The 19,957-nt window shown below is 66.4% G+C and carries 12 protein-coding genes and 1 pseudogene; 1 reads left to right on the forward strand and 12 read right to left on the reverse strand.

Translation table 11 applies throughout. The features are described 5' to 3' along the window. Positions 1-257: 257 nt before the first annotated feature. The gene (locus ACFTZB_RS26185) at positions 258-1,571 is read right to left on the reverse strand and encodes a hypothetical protein (protein ID WP_378435563.1); all 1,314 of its coding nucleotides are present in this window, start codon (positions 1,569-1,571) and stop codon (positions 258-260) included. 240 nt (positions 1,572-1,811) lie between these two features. Here ACFTZB_RS26185 and ACFTZB_RS26190 point away from each other — a divergent pair, with 240 nt between their 5' ends. Further along, positions 1,812-2,066 carry a hypothetical protein gene (locus ACFTZB_RS26190; RefSeq protein ID WP_378435541.1) on the forward strand — a complete coding sequence of 85 codons (255 nt, stop codon included), beginning with the start codon at positions 1,812-1,814 and terminating at the stop codon, positions 2,064-2,066. Between the two features lie 56 nt (positions 2,067-2,122). Here ACFTZB_RS26190 and ACFTZB_RS26195 read toward each other — a convergent pair whose 3' ends face one another. The 11 genes and pseudogenes from ACFTZB_RS26195 to ACFTZB_RS26245 form a co-directional block, all read right to left on the reverse strand. Next, on the reverse strand, positions 2,123-4,573 hold the full coding sequence (locus ACFTZB_RS26195) for an AAA family ATPase (protein ID WP_378435543.1): 2,451 nt from the start codon (positions 4,571-4,573) through the stop codon (positions 2,123-2,125). Positions 4,574-4,643: 70 nt separating this feature from the next. Continuing rightward, positions 4,644-5,639: an HNH endonuclease gene (locus ACFTZB_RS26200; RefSeq protein ID WP_378435545.1), complete on the reverse strand. Its 996-nt coding sequence runs from the start codon at positions 5,637-5,639 to the stop codon at positions 4,644-4,646. Between the two features lie 20 nt (positions 5,640-5,659). Beyond that, on the reverse strand, positions 5,660-6,850 hold the full coding sequence (gene mcrC / locus ACFTZB_RS26205; RefSeq protein ID WP_378435547.1) for a 5-methylcytosine-specific restriction endonuclease system specificity protein McrC: 1,191 nt from the start codon (positions 6,848-6,850) through the stop codon (positions 5,660-5,662). After that, positions 6,850-7,671, reverse strand: a complete 822-nt coding sequence (locus ACFTZB_RS26210) for an McrB family protein (RefSeq protein WP_378435549.1) — start codon at positions 7,669-7,671, stop codon at positions 6,850-6,852. The genes mcrC and ACFTZB_RS26210 overlap by 1 nt, the downstream gene beginning before the upstream one ends. Positions 7,672-7,786: 115 nt before the next feature. Then, positions 7,787-9,034: a hypothetical protein gene (locus ACFTZB_RS26215; RefSeq protein WP_378435551.1), complete on the reverse strand. Its 1,248-nt coding sequence runs from the start codon at positions 9,032-9,034 to the stop codon at positions 7,787-7,789. 53 nt (positions 9,035-9,087) lie between these two features. Beyond that, positions 9,088-10,257 carry a hypothetical protein gene (locus ACFTZB_RS26220; RefSeq protein WP_378435553.1) on the reverse strand — a complete coding sequence of 390 codons (1,170 nt, stop codon included), beginning with the start codon at positions 10,255-10,257 and terminating at the stop codon, positions 9,088-9,090. Then, the gene (locus ACFTZB_RS26225; RefSeq protein WP_378435555.1) at positions 10,254-11,264 is read right to left on the reverse strand and encodes a hypothetical protein; all 1,011 of its coding nucleotides are present in this window, start codon (positions 11,262-11,264) and stop codon (positions 10,254-10,256) included. Before ACFTZB_RS26225 ends, ACFTZB_RS26220 begins: the two co-directional genes overlap by 4 nt. Positions 11,265-11,292: 28 nt before the next feature. Continuing rightward, positions 11,293-14,031, reverse strand: a complete 2,739-nt coding sequence (locus ACFTZB_RS26230) for a hypothetical protein (RefSeq protein ID WP_378435557.1) — start codon at positions 14,029-14,031, stop codon at positions 11,293-11,295. Continuing rightward, a complete protein-coding gene (locus tag ACFTZB_RS26235; RefSeq protein ID WP_378435559.1) occupies positions 14,028-16,010 on the reverse strand; it encodes a hypothetical protein in 1,983 nt (660 codons plus the stop codon). Before ACFTZB_RS26235 ends, ACFTZB_RS26230 begins: the two co-directional genes overlap by 4 nt. Positions 16,011-16,048: 38 nt before the next feature. After that, positions 16,049-18,751, reverse strand: a complete 2,703-nt coding sequence (locus tag ACFTZB_RS26240; RefSeq protein ID WP_378435561.1) for a magnesium transporter — start codon at positions 18,749-18,751, stop codon at positions 16,049-16,051. A gap of 1 nt (position 18,752) precedes the next feature. Next, positions 18,753-19,957: pseudogene (locus tag ACFTZB_RS26245) on the reverse strand (hypothetical protein); the annotation flags it as partial.

A 19,957-nucleotide genomic window follows, 5' to 3' on the forward strand; every position in this document is an offset into this window, starting at 1 on the left:
TGGTGGTCTTATTTCTATTTCTCGCGCTCTATCATCTTATGTGGAACTTTGAATTGCTTACATTGGGCGCGACAGCACCGGTAAGATGGACGACCGACGACGCGACTTTCCTGAGCCGCACTGACCTGTCGTCGTCGCGTTCGCCCACACACATCAAGCGATACCGCTAGACACGATGGCTGATCCCACGCCCGACATTACCCATTCCCGAACTGCGAACTTGCTCCATGAAGCATGGACGACTGAACCTCCAATGGCTACTTGTCGCCGCTGTCTGCCATATCCATTTCGGTCGCGGCACCGTCGTCGGTGCCGTCGTTCTCGGACTTCTCTCTAGACTCGTCCAGAGATTCTGCCGGCCCGACCCACTTCGCGAAGCTGGAAGCACCCGCTGCTATCTGCCTACGACTTGCGTTCGTAAGGGCCGCCGCCTGGTGGCCCGCCGCGACCAACGCCTCCCTAACACTCGCGTGATCACCACCAAGCCAGTCGTCGACCTGGAGCGTACGAGCGTCGATGAAGCTGTCAACGGTGCGTGCAAGCGGCTCTCGGTACTTTGTCAGCGTACGGCCGGCCATCTGACGGTGGACCTCGGTTACTCGGAGAACCGCGTGTGCATCCAGTGCACGGCGGAGCGACGACGCAAGTTCACGATCCGCATCCAGATGCTCACGCAGCGTCATTCTCGCGCTGTCCAAGGTCTGTGCCAGAAACTCAGGTTCGGACACGCGAACACGTTCGAGCCGAAGCTTCTGCCACAGGTACAGGGATTGCTGCGAAACCAGGAGAAGGCGCAGCGTTTCGCCCAGCATCCCTTTGTTGACTGCCTTCTTGAGCTGATCAGCACGCTTGTCGGCGGAATCTTGGACGTGAAGCTCTGATAGCAGCTGAACGGCGTGATGCCGAAGTCGTTCAATCCCGACCTCGAGATCTGCGCCTAGCGCTGCGATGCTCGACCAGTCCGTATCAGTCATCGTCGCGCCGCTATCGATCTCATTCACCCGCCGCTTCAGCAGGCGAAGGTGCCCATAAACGTCACCGAGACGTTGCGCGGAGGCCAGCCGAAGGATGTCATCGACCTTGTCTTCGATCACGTCGAGTCTGGCATCTATCCGATCAGCCATTTGCGCGAGCGCCATTTCAAGTGCGGCCAGCCCGAGCAGAATCTCACCGGCCCCGGGCACGAGGGCGGCAGGAGCGACCTGCGGGTTTGCAAGGATCTTCCCGGTCGACGCGCTCCGAGTCATCTGGTGGAAAGTGACTACGGTTCCCGATGTGGGCTTGGCCGCTTGCTCCCAGAGCTCACTGCCTGACACATATCGCGCTACTGGACAAGTCGTTCGGAGCAGCTTCGATCCCAGCTTTGTAACTGCGTCTACTTGGCGCTTGGCCGGCTCGGCTACCGAACCCAGTCCGTGGGCACGATCCCAGTCCGCAGTGAACACTTCCATCGCGGCGCCGTCACCAACTACGACAGCACCGAACTCGTCAGGAATGACCACAAGCTGCGTGTCGTCCAGCTCAGTCGATCCCGACGCTTCCTCCGACGCGTGGTTAGCATCGTCTGTCATCTTCGGCACCGCACCCTTCTTCAAATATCGTGGATACCCGACTCGCATCCGCGCGATGCGAGGTTCTTCCATGTCTCACTGATTTCTAGCAAAGGATGCCATACACCCTGGTCATACCAGTCCCCCTCGTCACTGATGAAATCACCACCCGCGACTAGACCTGCACTGAAGTCGATCCGAAGGTCACAACTGACCATGAGTTGGAGTGCCGGGTAGTAGCGACGTAACGAGCCGGCACATATGCCGCACCTCACCGACCGTGGGCGCGAGCTCGTACGCGTGATGGTGGCACGCGTTGCTCAAGCCGTTCCAGGCAACACTCGCAGCGTCTGCTACTTCCGGTTCGTCGAGAACCCGCAGCACGATGAGCCGAGACGCCATCGACGCGCGACCGACATCGGACGCGACTTCCACGCACCGCACTTCGACGAGCTCTTCCAGAGCCTGCCGAGCGAGAAACGCCGCGAGCCGAGGGGCATGAACTCGGCCCTGTGAGTCCGGTCCGTCCAAGAGCATCTCGGCCTGAAAGAGAAGCGTCGCAGCCTGCACACTCACTTCGCAGACTCCAACAGATCGTTCACCGTCTTCTCGAGTTCCCTGCTGTGATCTCGAGTGAGCACACCGACTCCCTGATGCGCTCCTCGACCGCAAATCGACATCGTGCTCTTCCGGTGAGCTCGCTGTTCTCGCCAACCTGAGACGTTGGCCGTTCGGTCATCATGGATTGCGAGAGCGACCTTCTGCTGAGTTGTCTTCGACTCCGACCACTGCGCCTCGATGACTTCGCGGGCGTCTCCCGCCATGTGGCGCCGACCGTAGTAGACCTGCCTAGCAGCAGCTTCCACCGCCATGCGGAACAGGCCGGGAGCCACGCGGCCCTTGACCTCATCAGGCAGCTTCTCATCACTGACGAGAGCGAAAGCGTCCTTGACGTAACGCTTCGCGGGATTGAGCGCCTCCGATACCTGCACCACCGACGCTGAGGCACGCGTGACCTCCACGACACGCGCATCTACGCCGAGCTGTCGAACCGAAGAGGCCAGCCGATCGTCGTGCGAGAAAACGATCACCTGCCGAGTCTCGGCAATGCGCGACATGACCCGTACGAAGCCGTCGACCTTCGCCGGGTCCATCGCCTGAATTGGATCATCGAGAACAACAAATCGGAATGGACTGTTAGGCATAGTTGCCCGCGGAAGGAAGAGTGCCAGCGCAAGCGCGTGCAGCTCCCCTTGACTCATCACTGCCAGCGCCCCCACGGGTTCGCCATCCACCTGAGCTTCGAGGTTGACGTGACGTCTGGTGTTGACACCTTCCAGGGTGATCGGCCCGAGGTCGACGTTGCTCTCGTGCCGGAGCTCCGACCAAATTTCTCGCGCTTGCACTGCAATGGGCTCCAGGCGCTGGTTGCGCAGGCCCGTCGCGTTGGTCGTCACCCACTTCTTCGCTTTGTCCAGCCTTTTGACGATTGGATCCTCGACTTGCGCTCTTCGCTCGGCGGTTACCCATTCCACGATTCGTTCTGCGATCGGAGACCACTTGTCCTCCCTTGCCGCGACCTCGGCAGTGGCTGCCTCACGCAGCGCCTTCGCTGACTCCGCCACAGCGGGGTACTTGCTTTCCAGATGGTCTGCCAGCGCGAGATCACCGTCGGGTGAGTCGAGCCATATCTTCACGGCACGCCGGTAGGGCTCGAAGGCGTCGAGGACCACTCCGTCCACCTCGGAAACCTGCGCTATGCCCCTGACGACGTCTGCAGCATCTTGGCGAGCCGCGTTGAGGGCCGCCTTTCGGCGCCGCAAGTCATCGAGGCGATCGCGGTCGTCGGCCATGTCGGCCTCAGCGCGTCGTCGCCAGTCCGAATCGAGTTCGCCCTCACCACACACCGGGCATTTCATGTCCCCATGATCGCGATGGATCGTCAATGCAGTGTCGAGAAGCTCGCTTCGCTGGGTCGCAATCGAAATTGCCTCGATCGCAGCATCAGCCGCGCCGGAAACCGCATCGCGGAGTGCTTGGACTGCACGTTCGACGGCATCGGGAATCGGCACGCGGAGGTCGGCCAAGGCATGGAGACTCCGAAGCGACCCGGATTCTGTGTTCCCGCCGCCCGTCGCGGTCTGCGCCGCCTCGTCGACACGCTTCTTCTTGACGCTCGTGAGCGCCATCGACGCGCGGTCGTCGGACGAAGCTTCCAGCAGAGATATCAGAGTCTTACCTAAGGCGTTCGCCGAGGTGCGCGCTTCCTTCCGAGACTTGAGCTCGGAGGCCAGCCGATTCTCGGCGTCTGCTATCTGCTCGAGACCCAACAGCTTGGCGAGCGCGTCGTGAAGTACAGACGGCCCTTCCTCGAGGAGTCCACCCAGCTCGTCGTAAGACAGGATCGGACGGTGCAGGTCGACTGCCGATCCCCAGCCCAGAGAGTCTGTGCCGTTGACTCGCTTCTGCCCAGCGGTTTGCACCCAGGACTTGGGTGCATCGAGATCGGCATCGTCGGCCCAGTCGATGCCGATCGTTGTGGGTTGATCGCGCTCGACAGCCAGCCGTATCCGGATCTCACACGGTGATGCATGGTGGATATTTCGCCAACCCGACCTCCACTGTTTCGACGGCTTGTTCCACCGGTAGCTCGTACCGGTGACGGCATACTCGAGCGCCTCGGAGAAGCTGGACTTGCCTGAACCGTTGCGGCCACTGACGATTGTCAGTCCGGGTGCCGGATGCAGAGCGAGTTCAGCCGTCGGACCGATACCTCGAAATCCCGCCACACTGATCGAGTCCAGAAACGCACCGATCGGGTCGGGCGTGGACTTCGATTCGACACGCACGCGAACGTTGGCAGCCGCGGCCTCGGAATCGAGAGCGTCGCTCAGAGAGTCCTCTCCCTCCAAGGCGGCCAAGACTAGGAGGCCGACTTCCTCAGACAGCTGGTCGTCCGCGTCCGCCAACTCCAAAACGAGGTCAACGAGCGACTGCTCGGACTCCGGTACATCGTTCGTCACCGAACCGTCCTTCCTGCCGTAGTGCCAATGAGTTTGATCCGGGCCGGCGCCCTGCCGGAAGTCTTGCCGATCATGACGCGACGAATATCTGAGTTCGATGCCAGTCGAGGTACACCACGTCGGGTCGCACTGCCACATCGGGAAGTAGCAGTTTGTCTGCCAGCGGTGGTTTTCCGAGGGCCGCACGGAGCGGAGCTTCGATCGTCATGTCGCTTTCGATTCCCGGCGAGTACTTCACGTTGAGATCGGAATCCACCGTGATCAGCCCTGTGTCGAACGCGACGTCGTGGGTGGGGCACGCGGTGAATCCGTTGCGGTTGTCTAGCCGTTCCTTGCCGGTGCTGTCACGCCACGGCTTGATGTGGCTGGCAGTGAGCATCCGTCGACGCCGCTCTCCCGCGATGATGCCGCTCAATCCACAGAACACGCACCGATGTTGATGGTTCGCGAGTACGCCCTGGGCAAAGCGGTGCTGGCCGATGCGAACCGTCGCGGTCAGTAGCCGCTGGGTCAATTCCACAGGAACGTCGTCCTGCTCGCGCGCTCGCTTCTCGAGAATGCTTTCCAGCGACTTTTCGATCTCGCTTTCGCTCAGCTCTTCCTGACCCACCAACCACAGAGCGCCGCCGTCCTCGAGATCGAGGAAGTCCGGCAACTGCTCACGATCGATCCCGTTCCTACGCGCCGCCCGCAGAATGCGGAGGTAGACGTCCTGCATCATCGTGCTGTCCGACAGTAGGTGTGTCGAGACTTCCATCTCGTGACGACCGCCGTGGCTGCGGCTTCCATCCAAATTCGCCATTTTGGCCAGGAAGCTCGACGGCGGTCGCTTGAACAGCCGGGCCAGGTGCTGCACGGGATACTCGGCTCGGTGTGCGCTCGTACTGCCGTACTTGTGGTGGTCGACCAACAGCGATGCGCACAGCGACAACACCACTTCGCACGGGACGAACCTCACCTGACGAGTGCCGGCAGGAACGACCTTGCGAGCAAGAACGGATTTCCATTGCTCGTCCAACGATGAATCGGCCGGATCGATGAACTCAGATATTGAACTCGGCGCCAACGTGTCTCCTCACAGGACCTTCAGTAACCGGTGGTTTGGACAGGTCCGTGAACTACACGCGAACAGGAAGTCCCGTCGTCGACGCAGAGGTCGCCGTCCGGCCCGATGCTGACATCGTCGATCACCCGGTCCAGCTGCGCCTTGATCGTCGATGGAGTGGCAGCGAGATCAACACTCATAAACCGGATCACGTGCCCGTGGACCACCATCGCCTCGTTCAGGTCACCTTCAATGGCGGGATACAGCAGGACGCCAGTCGTGTGGCGGGCGAGCGGATCTTTCTCCGACTGCGCTCGCACATACGCATAAAGCTGGTAGATATGACCGGTCTTGAACCGCTCGCCGCCGTGTCGCCCCTTCTCCACGCTGCTCGTGAACTTTGTTTCTACGATGACTCGCCGATTCTGGAGCCGGTTCTCGAGGACCGTGTCGGTCTCCATCCGCGGGAGGTGAGCGCCGATCCGCGTAGTCGCAGCTTCGATCGGCCAATGTCGGATCCTCGTCGGCTGCACTGACCACGGCGCCTTCAGCGTTGCGGAGTAGAAGCCGCGAACCGCTTTCTCATACAGGTCACGCAGGCCGTCACCGCGCCCTGGGCGAGCAAACGTCTCCGATCCCGTCGTCTCCGTCGGAATCTGGAGATCGAAGACTAGACGCGCCGCGGACATCATTCGCCGATCATCCGCGTCGTTCCGGCCGAGAGACTCCCGCGACATCTCTCCTACACTGGGACGAACACCCTGCACACCCAGGGATCTCATCGTCGAAGCCAGCGTTCGGCACCGATTCTGCACGTCTGAGCTACGGGCGCGTCGTACTGCTGTCTCCAGCGCTGCCCTCACGTACCTGTTGCGTCGTGTGTCGACCGTGAGGTCGTCGAACCGGCATGCAACCAGCCCCTGCCGAAGCAGTTGACGAGACTCCGTCTCCAACAAATCGATACGCCCCCGTACCCGAGACAGGTTGGCGCGCCGCTCACGAAAGCCATGTGTCAGATTCCGATGCAGGCGACGCTCGACCTCGGTGGCGAGAAGATCGGCGACCAGGTCCGGAATGTCGTCCGCCCGATCCTCGATTCCGGCACGCTCCAACTTCTCGTCTTGATACAGCTTCGACGCGTACAACATCAACAACCAGATGTTTCGGACCGGGATCCGGGTGGAACCGCTCAGCACGTACCCATGCTGACCATCCTCGCTGGCGATGTCCATTACAGACCCTCGATGAGCGCCGCCCGTGCCGCCGCCGCAGTTTCAGGCGAGTCGAACCAGTACTCGTCCAGGAGTGGACCTATCTCGCTCTCCACGACCTGGCGGTACCACTGCTGAGCATTCGGCCGAACGGCCGCCGCATGGGGTGTCACGTAGCTGTGGCCAACTCGATACTGCTTGCCCAGCCCGCGATCATCGGCGATTTGTTCATTGAGCACGCCCATTCTTTGCTCGATCTTCGTGACGAGACCACTGTCCAATCCTGCCATCTCCGTCACCCACCGCCGCCACGAAGAATTGAAGGCGGGCTCCAAATCGAAGAAGGCGAATCGGCGTCGCAATGCGATGTCCACGATGGCAAGCGAACGATCCGCGACATTCATCGTCCCGATGACGTAGACGTTCGACGGGATGTGCACCGGTCGTTCGCCATCGTGATGGTAACTGAGGTGAAGTGCCTCGTCGGGAGTGCGCTTGTCGGCCTCGAGCAGAGTCAGCATCTCACCGAAAATCTGTGCCAGGTTCCCGCGGTTGATCTCCTCGATCACGAGGACGTGGTCAACGGACGGCGCCGATATCGCTGCGCGAATCGTCTCGAGGAAGGGTCCGTCCACCAATGTGAGCCGGCCGTCTCCGCTCGGACGCCAACCTCGGACGAAGTCCTCATACGACATGTTGGGGTGAAACTGCATCGTACGCAGCGTGGCCCGGCTCTTGCTGCCGATCAGTGCGTATGCGAGCCGCTTGGCGAGCCAGGTCTTTCCGGTACCCGGCGGGCCCTGCAGGATGACGTTCTTCTTTGTGCGGAGCTTCTCCAACATTTCATCGAGTCGCTCCCGCGTAAGAAAACACCCCTCCTCGATAATCGAGTCGACAGTGTACGAGGTCTCGATCGGGGTAGGCGTCTCGTCGGCAGATACGGGATCCGTCTCGTCGTCAGCGGTCAGCGGTCAGCGCCGCGAGGGTGACTTCAGGGAAGCTGTGCACCGAGCTGGTCTCGCTCTCGAGAATGTCGATGAGATCGCCGCCCAGTTGGAAGTAATCCTCGCAGGTGAATCCCGTGGAAATGTTGTATCTGCTGAAGTCCATCCCGAGTACGTTTCGCAAATACGACTGAGTCTTCAGGTCGAGGCTGATGCACTGCCACGGTCGCACCCAGTGGAGGACCTTCCCCAGCTGCGCTGCGCCAACGGGAAGCTTCCGTGCAGAATCGAACGCCTCGACAACGGACTCAGTCAACCTTTCGGCGTCGTCCTCAACGGCCGAGTCATCCGTAAACGCCAGTACCGCCGCGAACAGGTTCCACAGGGTGTCGATGTCGTCCGGGCCTCGCGAATCAGCGAAGCGAAACAACCACGAGCTCTGGTTGTTGAACTGCGGAACGCCCACGAACGAGGACGGCACCGGCACGGTGACTCCGAGGAGCGCTGCGACCTCTGCCGCGATGAGATGTCGATTCTCTTCCGTGGTTCCACGGTTGAATAGGCCGATTACCGTGAACGGGCAGATGTCGGTCAGCGGACCTGTCGTGCCATCCGCGAAGCGATCCTCGAGGTTCATCGCCACATTGATTCGATCGTCGATCTCATGCAAGCCCGCCACGAGCTTCGCACGGTTGTCGCGATAGGGAAGGAGCGCATCAGCCACGGCTTCGTAGAACTCGACGCGGCGGGGCCACTCCTCCGGCTCCTCGACCAGCTCGTCACCAAACCGGTCCCGCCAGAAGTCGGAGTTCCGGAAACGGTCGATATCCTGCGAAGTTCCGTTGAAGGCGAAGTCGATCAGTGCATCCTTGAACGGCTCCCCAGGTTCCACCTTCCAAATCGTCTCGCGATTCGTATAGAAGTACCATTCACGCTTCGGGTCGATCTCGGTCCACTCGACGTCGACGCGCCGACCGTCACCATGATTGGCGGTTACTACTCCGATCGCCTTGATCGCCATGACCGACACCGACTCGCCGCGGCTGTCGAACGGAAGATCGTTCTTTCGGACATAGGAGGACTTGATCGCGATCCGCTCACCAGGCCGAATCGACCGAACCTTCTCCAAATGCTTATCCGTGTACCCGTTCTCCCAGATCCCCTGCGCGAGGAACCTCGGGAGCTGATCCACGCTTCCGCCGTAACTTGCGCCGACAAACCAGCACACTTCCGACTCACGCGGCGTTTCGGTATTGATCATGCGAATTCCTGCCATTGACTCGTCCGAACTTGTTGTTACGTCTCGTGCCACCACTACACCCACACCCCACGCTGCGTGAGGATCCAGCGCACGGGGTCGAGGCATCGGAAGGGTGAGATCCCGCTGTCGTGGAGTCGATCTCCGACGGGTGATTCGCCCAGTGCCGAGACGGCGAAGAACCGGCTCGGCAGGGCGTTGCCGGCGGGCGGTTGGTCCACCGACATCACCATCGACCGCGCCTCGAGTTTGTCGAGGAGGCTGCGCACCTCTTCGTGCAGCAGTTGCCCGTCCACCTCGTGGTACGGCGCGCGCTGCAAGCTCGGGTCGCGCAGGAAGGCGGCGCCCCGCTGCGACATGATCTCGCTCCAGTCGCTGCCTTCAACCCGCTCGAGGGCTTGCAGCGCATCGAACTTCGACAGCACCACGGCCAGGTTCGGGGTCCCGGTACCGATTATCGACAGCACCGTGCGCAGCACCGACCGCGGGTCGCCGCCGACGCGTTCCTGTGCCGGCACCAGGTCGTGCAGCTGCTGCCGCACCGATTCGACCTTCAGCGGATCGAACATGAACACCACACCGTCGGCCTGCGCGAAGAACTGCATGTGCGTCGCGTCCACGTTGCCGGGGTTCTCCAGGTCCTCCCCTGCCACGTCCCGGATCACGAGGTACTGCCGGGTGTCGTCCCGCAGGCCCGGGCCGAGGCTGAAGATCAGCGGCTCCCGCTGATACGGGTTGCCGGTGTGCGAGGCGGGTGTCGACTCGAGGATGCCGCGCTCCTCGAACAGCGGCCGCTCGTAGTGCTCACGGAAATTCACCTCGGTCTCACCGGTGGCGGGTTCCACCACCCGGTTCAGCCGCTCCCCCAGCAACTGCAGCGTCTTCACCAAAGCCGCGATGTACACGGTCTTTCCGGTGGCACGTGCGCCGGCCATCGCGATGCACGCGGCGCGACCGTCGCGCCACCCGGCGGGCAGCCGGAAGTGGCACTGCGGGCACACCTCCACGGCAGGCCCGCCGGCCTTCCCCGTCGCGTAGTCGTCCTCGGGGGCCCAGTCGTCGCCGGCGTCGGCCGGACGCTGGAGCTCGAAGACCTTCCCCGACCGCACCTGGCTGCCGTGGTATTTGGTGGCGACGTCGTCGACCTCGACCTCCGTCGGGGCCACCGCCGTCCACGCATACCGGTCACCGGTCAGGGCCGTGAAACACCGCGGGCACTTCGTCATTGTCGTACGCCTTCCGAAAACAAGCTCGCCGACACATCGGCCAGAAGCGAGGTCACCACTACAGACAGACTCGACAGCTCGGGCACCGCACTCGATGACACCACGGTGACACCGGGCCCACTCTGGGCCGTGTCCCCGACGAGCACGAGATGGCGAATCACGGTGTCGGTGCACGCACCGTCCCAGTCGGCAGGCACGGCATCGGTCACCGTGAAGGCCAGGGTGCGGGTGTCGCGCTCACTCCGGTCGACGGCCGCCGAACGGAACCCCATCCCGAGGGCGGCCGAGTCGAGTTCGGCCTGAACCTGATTCGCGACGTCCCGAAGTTCCGTGACGGGCATGGTCGTCACCGCATGGCCGATCAGCCGAACCGCCAGCTCTTCCCGGGTGCCCACCACGGCCGCGACCCCGGAGAGGACGTCGATCACCGTGCGGATGCTGCCGTCGTCGATGCGCGCGAGCATCGACATGGTGGTGTCGACGTCGACCTCCACGTCGAATCGGCGCGGTTCGGGCAGCCGGTCGAGCGCGAGGGCGCTGCGCGCGGCCGACCGGGCACGGGAACCCACGTCGGTGAGGGACACGTCGACGGCGGTGCGGCGGGCGGTGATCGCGAGCCTCGGGCCCGCGGGGGCGATCGTCGCCAACTCCACCTGGTGCAGCCCCGACACGTCGACGGGGGTCAGCTCGGCGCGCTCGGAGTCGAGGTCGCGACTGCTGTCGACGCCGATCGTCACCTGCAGCACGGTCCCGTCCGGGAAGGCCGCGGTCTCGCCGTCCGGCCGGGCGACGACGACGATCTCGGTGTCGACCCGCGGCAGGATCAGCAGGCCGACCCGCGGATACAGCGCCGGTTCGGCCGGCCTGCCGTCGGGCAGCGTGGCGCGCACCGCGACGGCCGTCGTGGCCGCGGCCACGGTGACCGCGAGCGGCCGATTGGGCAGTTCGACGCGGCCCGCACCGTTCAGCACATATCCCGACATCAGTTCGATCCCTTTCCCCTGCATGCGGTGCGCATGCGTACTGTCGTCCCGCTCATCGCCGACCCGACCGTTCGTGAGCGAGCAGCACGAACCCTGATTCGACGTCCTCGAGCCAACTCGACGCGAACCGCGCATACGCGTCGCCTGCCCGGAACCGATCGGCGACGTCGTGGCGTTCCCGCATCTCCGCGCGCAGCGACGCAGACACCTCGAAGGTGCCGACGGGACCGCGGTAGTCGCCGTCGCCCATGACGATCGCCGCGACCTGCTCGAGCAGCGACCGTCGCGCCTGCGCCGGCCCGACCTGGAGCCGGCAGAGCAGGTCGTCCCGGTTCAGCACCGATTCGATATGCGGGGCCGCCGGAGAGCTGAGCACCGCCGACCGGATCACCCAGTGCTCGTTGAGGGCACCGCTCCGCACCAGATCGACGAGGGCGGTGACCGCGAAATCCGAGTCCTGATCCACCGCACGCGCCAACGCCTCGACGTGACCCGCCGGCATCGTCGGCATGTAGGTGCCGTTGTGCGGCGGGAAGAACTGGAACCCGGCGACCGCGACCACGGCGAGGCGGACGAGGAGATCCTGAGGTAGCTGCGCCGGGCAGGCGTCGCCGTAGTCCTTGAGAACTGGCCAGCCGTGCCGTTCGAGTGCGCGGCGGAGCCTCGGGTAGTCGATCCGGTCCCACTGATCCTGCGCCCGGATGAGCGCCCACGACACCGCCAGTGCGTCGACGGGATGCGTGGCGCGAGAGCCCACCGAGGCGCCGGTGCGGTTCGCGTCGAGGTGCTTGACGATCATCTCCACCTCCGGTCCCCACGGCTCGAGCACGAGAACCGGCAGCAGGAACCCGGGTGCGACGTGATCGGGGAACGCGCCGACGAGTTCGCACCACTGCGCGACCGTCCAGTCGTAGGCGTCGACGAGCGCATCGACGTCGCTCGGCGCCCAGCCGCCCGCGCTCGCTTCGTAGATCGACCGCCACAGGGCCGACGGCGCATAGCCTTCCCATGCCTTCTTGTGCACCGCGGTGCCGCTCTTGACCACCGAGAACACCGCGTCGGCGACGATAGCGCACAGCGGTTCGGCGCAGCATGACGGCGCCGCGGTCAGTTCCTCGGCAGTCGGTACGCGCACCTCGTCGACGAGCCAGCGCAGAACGTCGGGCGCGAGCCGGGTGCCGAGCGGGCGGCCGGCGAACACCGGATGACCGGCCACGGCCGACTGCAGCAGACGGCAGGTGTCGGTTCCGACGGCACCGAGCCCGGCGACCAGCGCGGGGCCCGCCTCGTGATCACACAGGACCGGGACGACGACGCGGTCGAGCAGCTCGGTGGCGAGGTCGTGCCCGGAGTCGCCGACGAGGTGTGCGTGCAGGAGCAGGTCGAGAGTCTTCACGGCATCGTGCGCGGCCGTAGCGGGGTCGGTTCCCTGCAAGAGCGTCGAGAGGACCTTCTCCGCTGCCCGCTCGAGATCCTCGGAATGCGGCCACGTCTCGAACAGGGCGAACTCTGCCGGTCCGGAGGCTCGGATCCACTCGCCGTCGGCGAGCGCCCGATACGTGAGCACCCGTCCGGCCACGTCCCACACCACCGGTGCCGGTCGGGCATTCTGCTGCCAGTCCGCGACCACCCGCCACGCCTCGCCCATGTTTCCGGGCAGGTGTTCGTCCACCACGTGCGCGACGACCGCGAGCTCGTCGGGGAACGCGGACAGCGTGTCCGGCGACTGCGCGAGCACCACGGCCGTGGCCTCGGGCAGGGCGTCGTGGAGTTCGGGATTCGTGAGCACGGCCATGGCGAGCGGCCAGGCACCGGCGAGGTCGCGGTCGCCCACGGCGGTGGCCAGGGTGTCCTGGTGGTCGAGTGCGCGTCGGGCGCTGCCGGGATCGACGAGCACGGTCTGTGCGAGCACCGACCACGCCGTAACCGGCACCTGCTGCCCCGTCGCCGTCCGGTGCGGTTCCCCGCCCCATTCGCCGAGGTCGGGGGTGTCGGCCTCATTGAGGACGACGCAGCCGTCCACCGCGTCCACGGCGTCGCGCGCCGGCACGCAGGCCAGGTGCACGCCCCGGGACAGGGTGTCGACGACCGTCGAGCTGCGGTCGAAGGTCGACCAGCCGAATGTCTGCGCCGCACCGGGCGACATGAAGTGCGAGAGCGCGCCGATCCACCGGGCCGCGTGCTCCGCGTCGGCGCATCCCAGCACGACACGCGGGCCGCCGTGCATCGCCTGGTCCACCGCGTCCAGCAGCAGACCCAGCACACCGACGCGCCACGTTCCGGGATCGAGCAGGAAGTCGAGAACTGCTGCGCGATCGATCATTCCGGCCGGCGCCGGCGCGCTGCCCGGGAGTTCGGCGGCCGCGACCGCGTCCGCGCCGTACGGTGTGAGCCAGTCGGGCGAACCCCACCGTTCGACGGGCCGGACGGACGTGTCCGGGGCGCGGTCGACGACGACGTGCGCGAAGACGTTGCCGGGCCGACCCGACGCGTCGGCGCCGGCGGGCACCGTGTGCCAGTAGCAGCCGCCGGTCTCCGTCGGCGCGTACACCAGGCGCCGCGGGCGCGCCGCGATGTCGGCCGGGGTGGGGAACTGCGGCAGCGCCTGCGGGGAGTCGAATCGGGTTGCCACACCGGCGCGCATGAATTCCTGCTCGGCGGCGCTGACGCCGTCGCTGACGTCCTTGACCTGCCAGCCGCCGCCCGCCCGGCCCCGGTCGGGGGCGTCGAACGACGTGTAGGTGAGTTGACCGAACCGCGGCGGTCCGGGTGTCTGCTGCGGTGCGCTCATTCCACCGGTCCGGGCGGAAGATCGAGCAGGCGAAGCTGATCGACCGGCGGATCGATCAGCGCGAGCGTCCGGTTGGTCTCCGGCCGCACATCGGCGAAGACGCGGAGGAATCCGACCCTGCCGGAGACGTCGGCCGTCCAGGGCTGCCCGAATTCCTTGCGCAGACCGCGCGGGTGGAAACTGCGGGCCCCGGCCGTGGTCTGGCCGTCGCCGCGGACCTCGAGCGGCTCGCCGTCGCGGGCACTGAGCGGCAACCGTCCGGCGTTGAACACCACGACGAACGGCGGTGCCGTCGGCAATTCCAGTTCGGATGCGAGCCGGATGACGGCGGTGGCGGCGTTCCCGGTCGGCGACCGCTTCGTCTCCAGCCGGTACTCGATGCGCAGCAGACCCGGATACTCGACGGTGGCCGGGATTCCGACGATCCGCTCACCCGCCGTGTAGGCGACGGGGACGACGTGGACGGAACATCCACGCGGAGGCAGCGGTTCAGGCAGATGCAGTCCACCGTCCCGGTCGTAGGTCGAGCGGGAGATCTCGGCCATCGGCCGCTGCTCGATGGCGTGCTCGGCGGAAATCTCCGGCGCACTGAGGTACACGGACACCGACGCCGCACCCTCCGGCCACGGGAACGTGAGCACCTGCTCGGAGCAGCGTTCGACGATCCGGACGTCCCGCAGCGGCGGCAGCGGCCGCGTCGCGATGAACGTGCGCCCCACCTGAACCTGCCCGTCCAGCGATGTCACCGGGGTGAAGTACGCGCGCACCCAGCCGCGCGGCCACGACACGTCCGTCATCCGGTGCGTGCCGTCCTCGCCCGCGACGGCCGGGTGCACCAGCCGCGCGGAACCGGGAAGTCCACCCGACAGTTCCAGAGCGTCGGCGGCGAGCACCGCGCCGTCGAGACCGGCCCGCGGCGCCGACTCCGTGCGGTACAGCATCACGGCGCCGATGCCGGGTGGCGTCCATTGCAGATCGAACCGCAGGTTGTCGCTGTCGCCGTGCGTGGTGACGTGCAGATCCTCGACCTCTTCGAGCACCGCCGACACCGCGATCTCGGCCTGCGCGACCGCCGACAGCCGCGTGTGCCCGTCCACCTCCACCTCGCAGATCGCGCGGTAGAGGTAGCGCTGCCCGCGGCGGGCGTCGCGATCGACGAACCCGCCGAGGTTGGCCTGGTCGGCGAGGATGCGGTGCCGCTGGTCGTTGTCGACGCGGACACTGCCGTCGAGTGGGATGCGGAGCACGCGCACGGTGGTGACTGTGGGCCACGCACTCCACTGGCCGATGACGGCCCCCTCGTCCTCCATCACGATGAATTCGGTGACCGGACTGAGGATGTGGCCTTCCGCGATGAGGACGGGCTGCCGTCGGACGGCGTCCCGCTCGTCGCGTCCGACATGGCACCAGACCTGGAGGTGCCGCACCGCGGCGGCCGGGGGTTCGGTGTCGACGAGAACGGTGCCCCGGGTGACGCCGACGAGCCGGCCGGCCTCGGGCTTGTAGGCGCGGTGGTTCTCGCCGGACACGACGCGGTAGAGCACCGTCTGCCCCGCCTGCGCCGGCGTCGGCTCCCACTCGAGCAGGTGCCCGCCGGTGGGTTCGGTGCTGATCGTCACCGCTCCGACGGGGTGATCCGAGTCGGCGTGCAGGAATTCGCAGAAGTCCTCGGTGCGGAGCGAGACCACGTGCTCGCTGCCCGGTGCGGGTTCGGTGACCGGCGGCGGCGCTGCGGGTCGGGCCGGCTCGGACGCGCGGGTGGTCGCCGCGGCGGGGGCGGACGACAGCAGGGCGACGACGTCGTCGACGAACGGCTTCGCCTGCCGGGGCAGCATCGGTTCGATCTCCTCGGCGGTGCGCCGGTTCGATCGGAGGATCTGCTGCAGATGCGTGTCCTTGACGACGCCCGGGCGCAGCCTGCCGTCCTCGATCTGCTGCTGTCGCCACTGCTGCAGCGCCGCGAGGGCACCATCGGACACTGCTGGGGAGGCAACCTCGGTCACGGTTCCACTCGCTTTCAGAAGTTGAGGCCGTCGACGACCGGGACGACGAATGCGGTTCGCACGGCACTGTCGGGGGCGGTCGACGTCTGCCGGGCCGGACGCAATTCGAACTCGGGGATCCGCTGCATCTCCACCGTGTCGGCGCGACGGCCGTGGGTCGCGCGCAGATCCTCGTCCGACAGTCCGTCGGTGTACTGGGTCGTGACGGCCACGAGCCCGCAGCCGACACGCACGCGGGTCACCGTCTCGCCCGACACCGCGGACAGGCCCTTGGTCGACGCCGTGTCACTGAAGATCGACCGGTCGAAGAACGCGACACCGTCCGACTCGGTGCCGATTCCGGCGACGAACTCGTCGACCCCGACCCGCCGCGGCGCTCCCCCGTCGAAGTATTCGACGGTCTCGAGCAGTCCGTGGACGAGTTCTTCTCGGGTTCCCGTCAATTCGGCGAGAGCCCGCTGCCATAGGACGGCGGCACCGGTCGCGCGGACCGTGCCCTGATCGAACCGCTGCGACCACTCGTCCAGCGCCGAACCGGAGCCGGCACCGGGCTTCGCGGCCAGCAGACCCGGGTCCCGGTCGATGTCGTGGCCGGCGGAGCCGAGCGCCGCGCCTGCCGAACCGAGCACGGTGTCCCAGGGGTCGGTCAGCCACCCGACCGTGAACAGGTCGCGGCGCAGGGCCTCCGCCACCCGCTCCACCTGCCCGGTGCTGGGCGTCCCGGACGCGATCGCGGTGTGCCGGGGCAACCCCCACCCCACGGTGCGTGACGTCGTTCGCGTCTGCGCACTGACACCGAGCGGTTCGGCCAGGAACGCGCCGAGGGCACGGCTCCACGACAGGAACTGCCGATAAGCCCCGGTGAGGTGCTCGATCTCCCGAAGCGCGACACGCAGATTCGCCCGATCCGCGGCGTCGGCGCGCGCGGCCGCGTCCCGCTCGACCAGCAGCCGTTCGAGGAATTGCTGGGTGCGCTGGCACACGATGGCCACTACCGCGGCCCACGCCAGCACGCACACGGCGATCGCCGGGCCACCCCACCACCAGGAGATGATCTCGCGCCACGCGAATACTCCGGCGGCGACGGCGAGCAGGAGGGAGAGCACGGTCGCGATGCGCACGCGACGGAACATGTGTGCCTGCTGCTCCGCGCAGGCCTCCGCGAGGTTCTGCCGCTGCTCCGACGTGTCGAGGCGCTCGAGCAGCACCCGGGACTCGTTGACGGTGGCGTCGAGGCGGCTCGTCAGGATCGATCCGAACGACACCGCGAAACTGCGCTGCTTCCGGCTCCACCACACACCGAGTGCGGAACTCGTCCGCCGGGCGTCGAGTCCGATGGTCGGGTCCTGCTCCAATTCCCGCAGACGTTCCCGGGTTTCGGTGACCCCGAGAATGTCCGCCGGTTCCACGGCGTGCAGGCTCAGCGTGGCCGACACCATTCCGGGGATGTCCGTGAACCGGTCGCCCGGGCCGGGAACCACGTCCGACGCCGTCCGCAGGATCGCCCGGTGGGCGCCCACCTGCACCGGCGGCAGACCGGCGGATCGCTCACTGGCGTCCGACAGGGTGAGGGCGGCGCGGGCGTAGTCGCGCCACAGCGCCGACAGGTCCGGGGTCACCGGTTGCGGGGTGGCGCCGGCCGCGTCGAGCATCGCGCCGATCTGCTTGGACGCCGCCTCGTAGTCGGTCCACGCGACCTTGTGCCCGTCCGCGTCGACACCGCCCACGACGACGCGGTAGGCACCGCGGGTGGATCCGAACAGGGTGGTCTGGGTTGCCGACGCCACCGACGCCGACGCCCGGTTGGCCACCCGCGCGACCCACTGGGCCGGCGCGTTCCGCAGCACCGCGAACAGGAAGGAGAAGAACATCCGCAGGGCCTGCACGAACTGGATGGTGCGCGGCTCGACCGCGCCCGGTGCCTCCGCGCGTTCACCGCTGAGCAGAGCACTGTGCTTGCGCCACAACGCGCGTGCCATAGTCGACGTCGCCGCCGCGACGTCGTCGGCGTACAGCACGTTGGTGCCGGCGTCGTGCGGCAACGGCATCAGCCCGCCGAAATCGAGCAGCTCCGAGCGGAGGTCGTGTTCGGCGCGCGCGGTGTCCAGACGCCGGTAGTAGGACCGGACCACCCGCAGCGCGTTGCCGGGGAGCACGGGTTCGTCGTCGAACGGGGCGTGCTGCGCGTCGTTCCACAGCCCGGTCACACCGGCGATTACCGGGGCGGCGTGCCGCCCGACGGCGAGGGGATCGGCTGTCGGCGCCAGCGATTCGTGTCCCATCCCCGGTCCGCGCGAGTCCTCGGGGGCGATGAGCAGGTTGTGCCAGCCGGCGAGGGTGGTGACGCCCGCGTCCGCGTCGCCGGGGCGGCGCACCAGCAGTCGCAGCCGGCTGGACCGCGCTCCCCCGGAATTCGACGTGAGCAGCTCGGAGACGAACCGCACCGACTCCGGATCGACCTGGTTTGTGCCGGCGACCAGAACGCAGATCCGCACCCGGTCGATGCGCCGCGACGCCAGCACGTCCTGCAGGACCACCGCCGTGTCGGCGCCCGCCGTGGTTTCCCGCGCGCGCAGTCGGGTGCTGTCGGCGAGCACCGCGGTGTCGTCGATCCACAGGAACGGCGACACCAGCCCGGCCGCGGACAGGTCTCGGAGCACGTCCCGCACACCCTGCGCCGGACCGTCCGCCGCCAGGAACACCGTCAACACGCTCATGTCAGAACTGACCGGCGTCGGGGAGGACGAGGGCGTGCGCCATCGCGGTCGGTGCCGCTGCGAGTACCGGAGCGTGGTTCGGCTGCTCCGGCCGTTCCGCACGCGCCTTGCACTCCTCGACGAGGCCGATCAATTCGCCCGTCGCCCAATACACGTCCGGTGCGATGTCCCGGAAGATCGGAGTCTGCGAGGCATGCTCCCGCAACCCGACCACCGACAGTGCGCCACCGCCGGGCGCCCCGTCCTGCCCGGGTTCCATGTAGTGCTCGCCGATGAGGTCACGGATCCTGGACAGCCACGCGACGGCATTGCCGGCCCGCTCGGCGACCGAGAATTCCGGTCCGGTGTTCTCCACCTGCGACTGCCAGCCGGTCACCGGAACACCCGTGCGCAGCCAGTCGGTGAGCCGCACCTTCGCCGACACCTCGTGGATGCCGCTGACCGGGTCTTCCGCGGACGAGTCGTACACCGCGCGCAACGCCCGGTAGGGCAGCATCGAGTGCATGACCGGCGGCTCGTGCGACTGCGCCATCGCCAGCAACACCGATTCGAGCACCGCGGGAAGCCAGTCGTTGCTCACCGTGAAGCGCGACGGCGGCGTGAGCAGCGGGTTCGGGAAGTCCACCCAGTCGCCGATGCCGGCGTCCCACACCCGGACCGGTTCGTCGTAGGGGGCGGCGGGCAACCGCACCTGCCCGATCGCCAGACCGAGGAACCACCCGGCGGTCATCGCGCGGCGTTCGTCGCGGTGCATCGGCAGCGAGGCGGCCAGCGGACGCGACCGGCGCCACCGCCAGAACGACTCCTGCTGCGCCGGCGTCGAATCCGCCCACTGCTTCGCGGCGGGTCCGAGCACCGAGTCGTACGCCAGCGGGGAGTAGTTGGGGTACGAGCCGAAGATGTCGATGCGGGTGAGCCGGTCCTCGTCGGACAGCAGCCGCGCGAACTCGCCCTCCGTCTCGTGATCGATCATCGGGTCCTTCTGCAGCACCTGCGACAGCGTGTCCGCGACCGGCAGGTTGAGGAACGGCACCGACGTGAACTTGTAGCGGTACTCCACCTGCTGTCCCGGGTGCAGCGCCTCGAGCGCCTGCTGGTTGACGCTGGCCAGCGGCCGCGCGAGCGAGAGCGCCTCGGTGAACTTGCGCTGCAGTCGGTCCCGCCGCTCCTCGATCGCGTACGCGGGCACGGTGTGGTCCCTGTCTC

It is taken from the genome of Rhodococcus sp. NPDC057014 (genome assembly GCF_042673295.1).
Taxonomy (GTDB): domain Bacteria; phylum Actinomycetota; class Actinomycetes; order Mycobacteriales; family Mycobacteriaceae; genus Rhodococcus_F.

Coding starts and splice junctions, on each gene's coding strand:
- mcrC (WP_378435547.1), bottom strand. CDS start 6,850: ATGGACATCGCCAGCGAGGATGGTCAGCATGGGTACGTGCTGAGCGGT.
- ACFTZB_RS26190 (WP_378435541.1), top strand. CDS start 1,812: ATGCCGCACCTCACCGACCGTGGGCGCGAGCTCGTACGCGTGATGGTG.
- ACFTZB_RS26215 (WP_378435551.1), bottom strand. CDS start 9,034: ATGATCAATACCGAAACGCCGCGTGAGTCGGAAGTGTGCTGGTTTGTC.
- ACFTZB_RS26240 (WP_378435561.1), bottom strand. CDS start 18,751: ATGAGCGTGTTGACGGTGTTCCTGGCGGCGGACGGTCCGGCGCAGGGT.
- ACFTZB_RS26225 (WP_378435555.1), bottom strand. CDS start 11,264: ATGCAGGGGAAAGGGATCGAACTGATGTCGGGATATGTGCTGAACGGT.
- ACFTZB_RS26185 (WP_378435563.1), bottom strand. CDS start 1,571: ATGACAGACGATGCTAACCACGCGTCGGAGGAAGCGTCGGGATCGACT.
- ACFTZB_RS26230 (WP_378435557.1), bottom strand. CDS start 14,031: ATGAGCGCACCGCAGCAGACACCCGGACCGCCGCGGTTCGGTCAACTC.
- ACFTZB_RS26220 (WP_378435553.1), bottom strand. CDS start 10,257: ATGACGAAGTGCCCGCGGTGTTTCACGGCCCTGACCGGTGACCGGTAT.
- ACFTZB_RS26210 (WP_378435549.1), bottom strand. CDS start 7,671: ATGTTGGAGAAGCTCCGCACAAAGAAGAACGTCATCCTGCAGGGCCCG.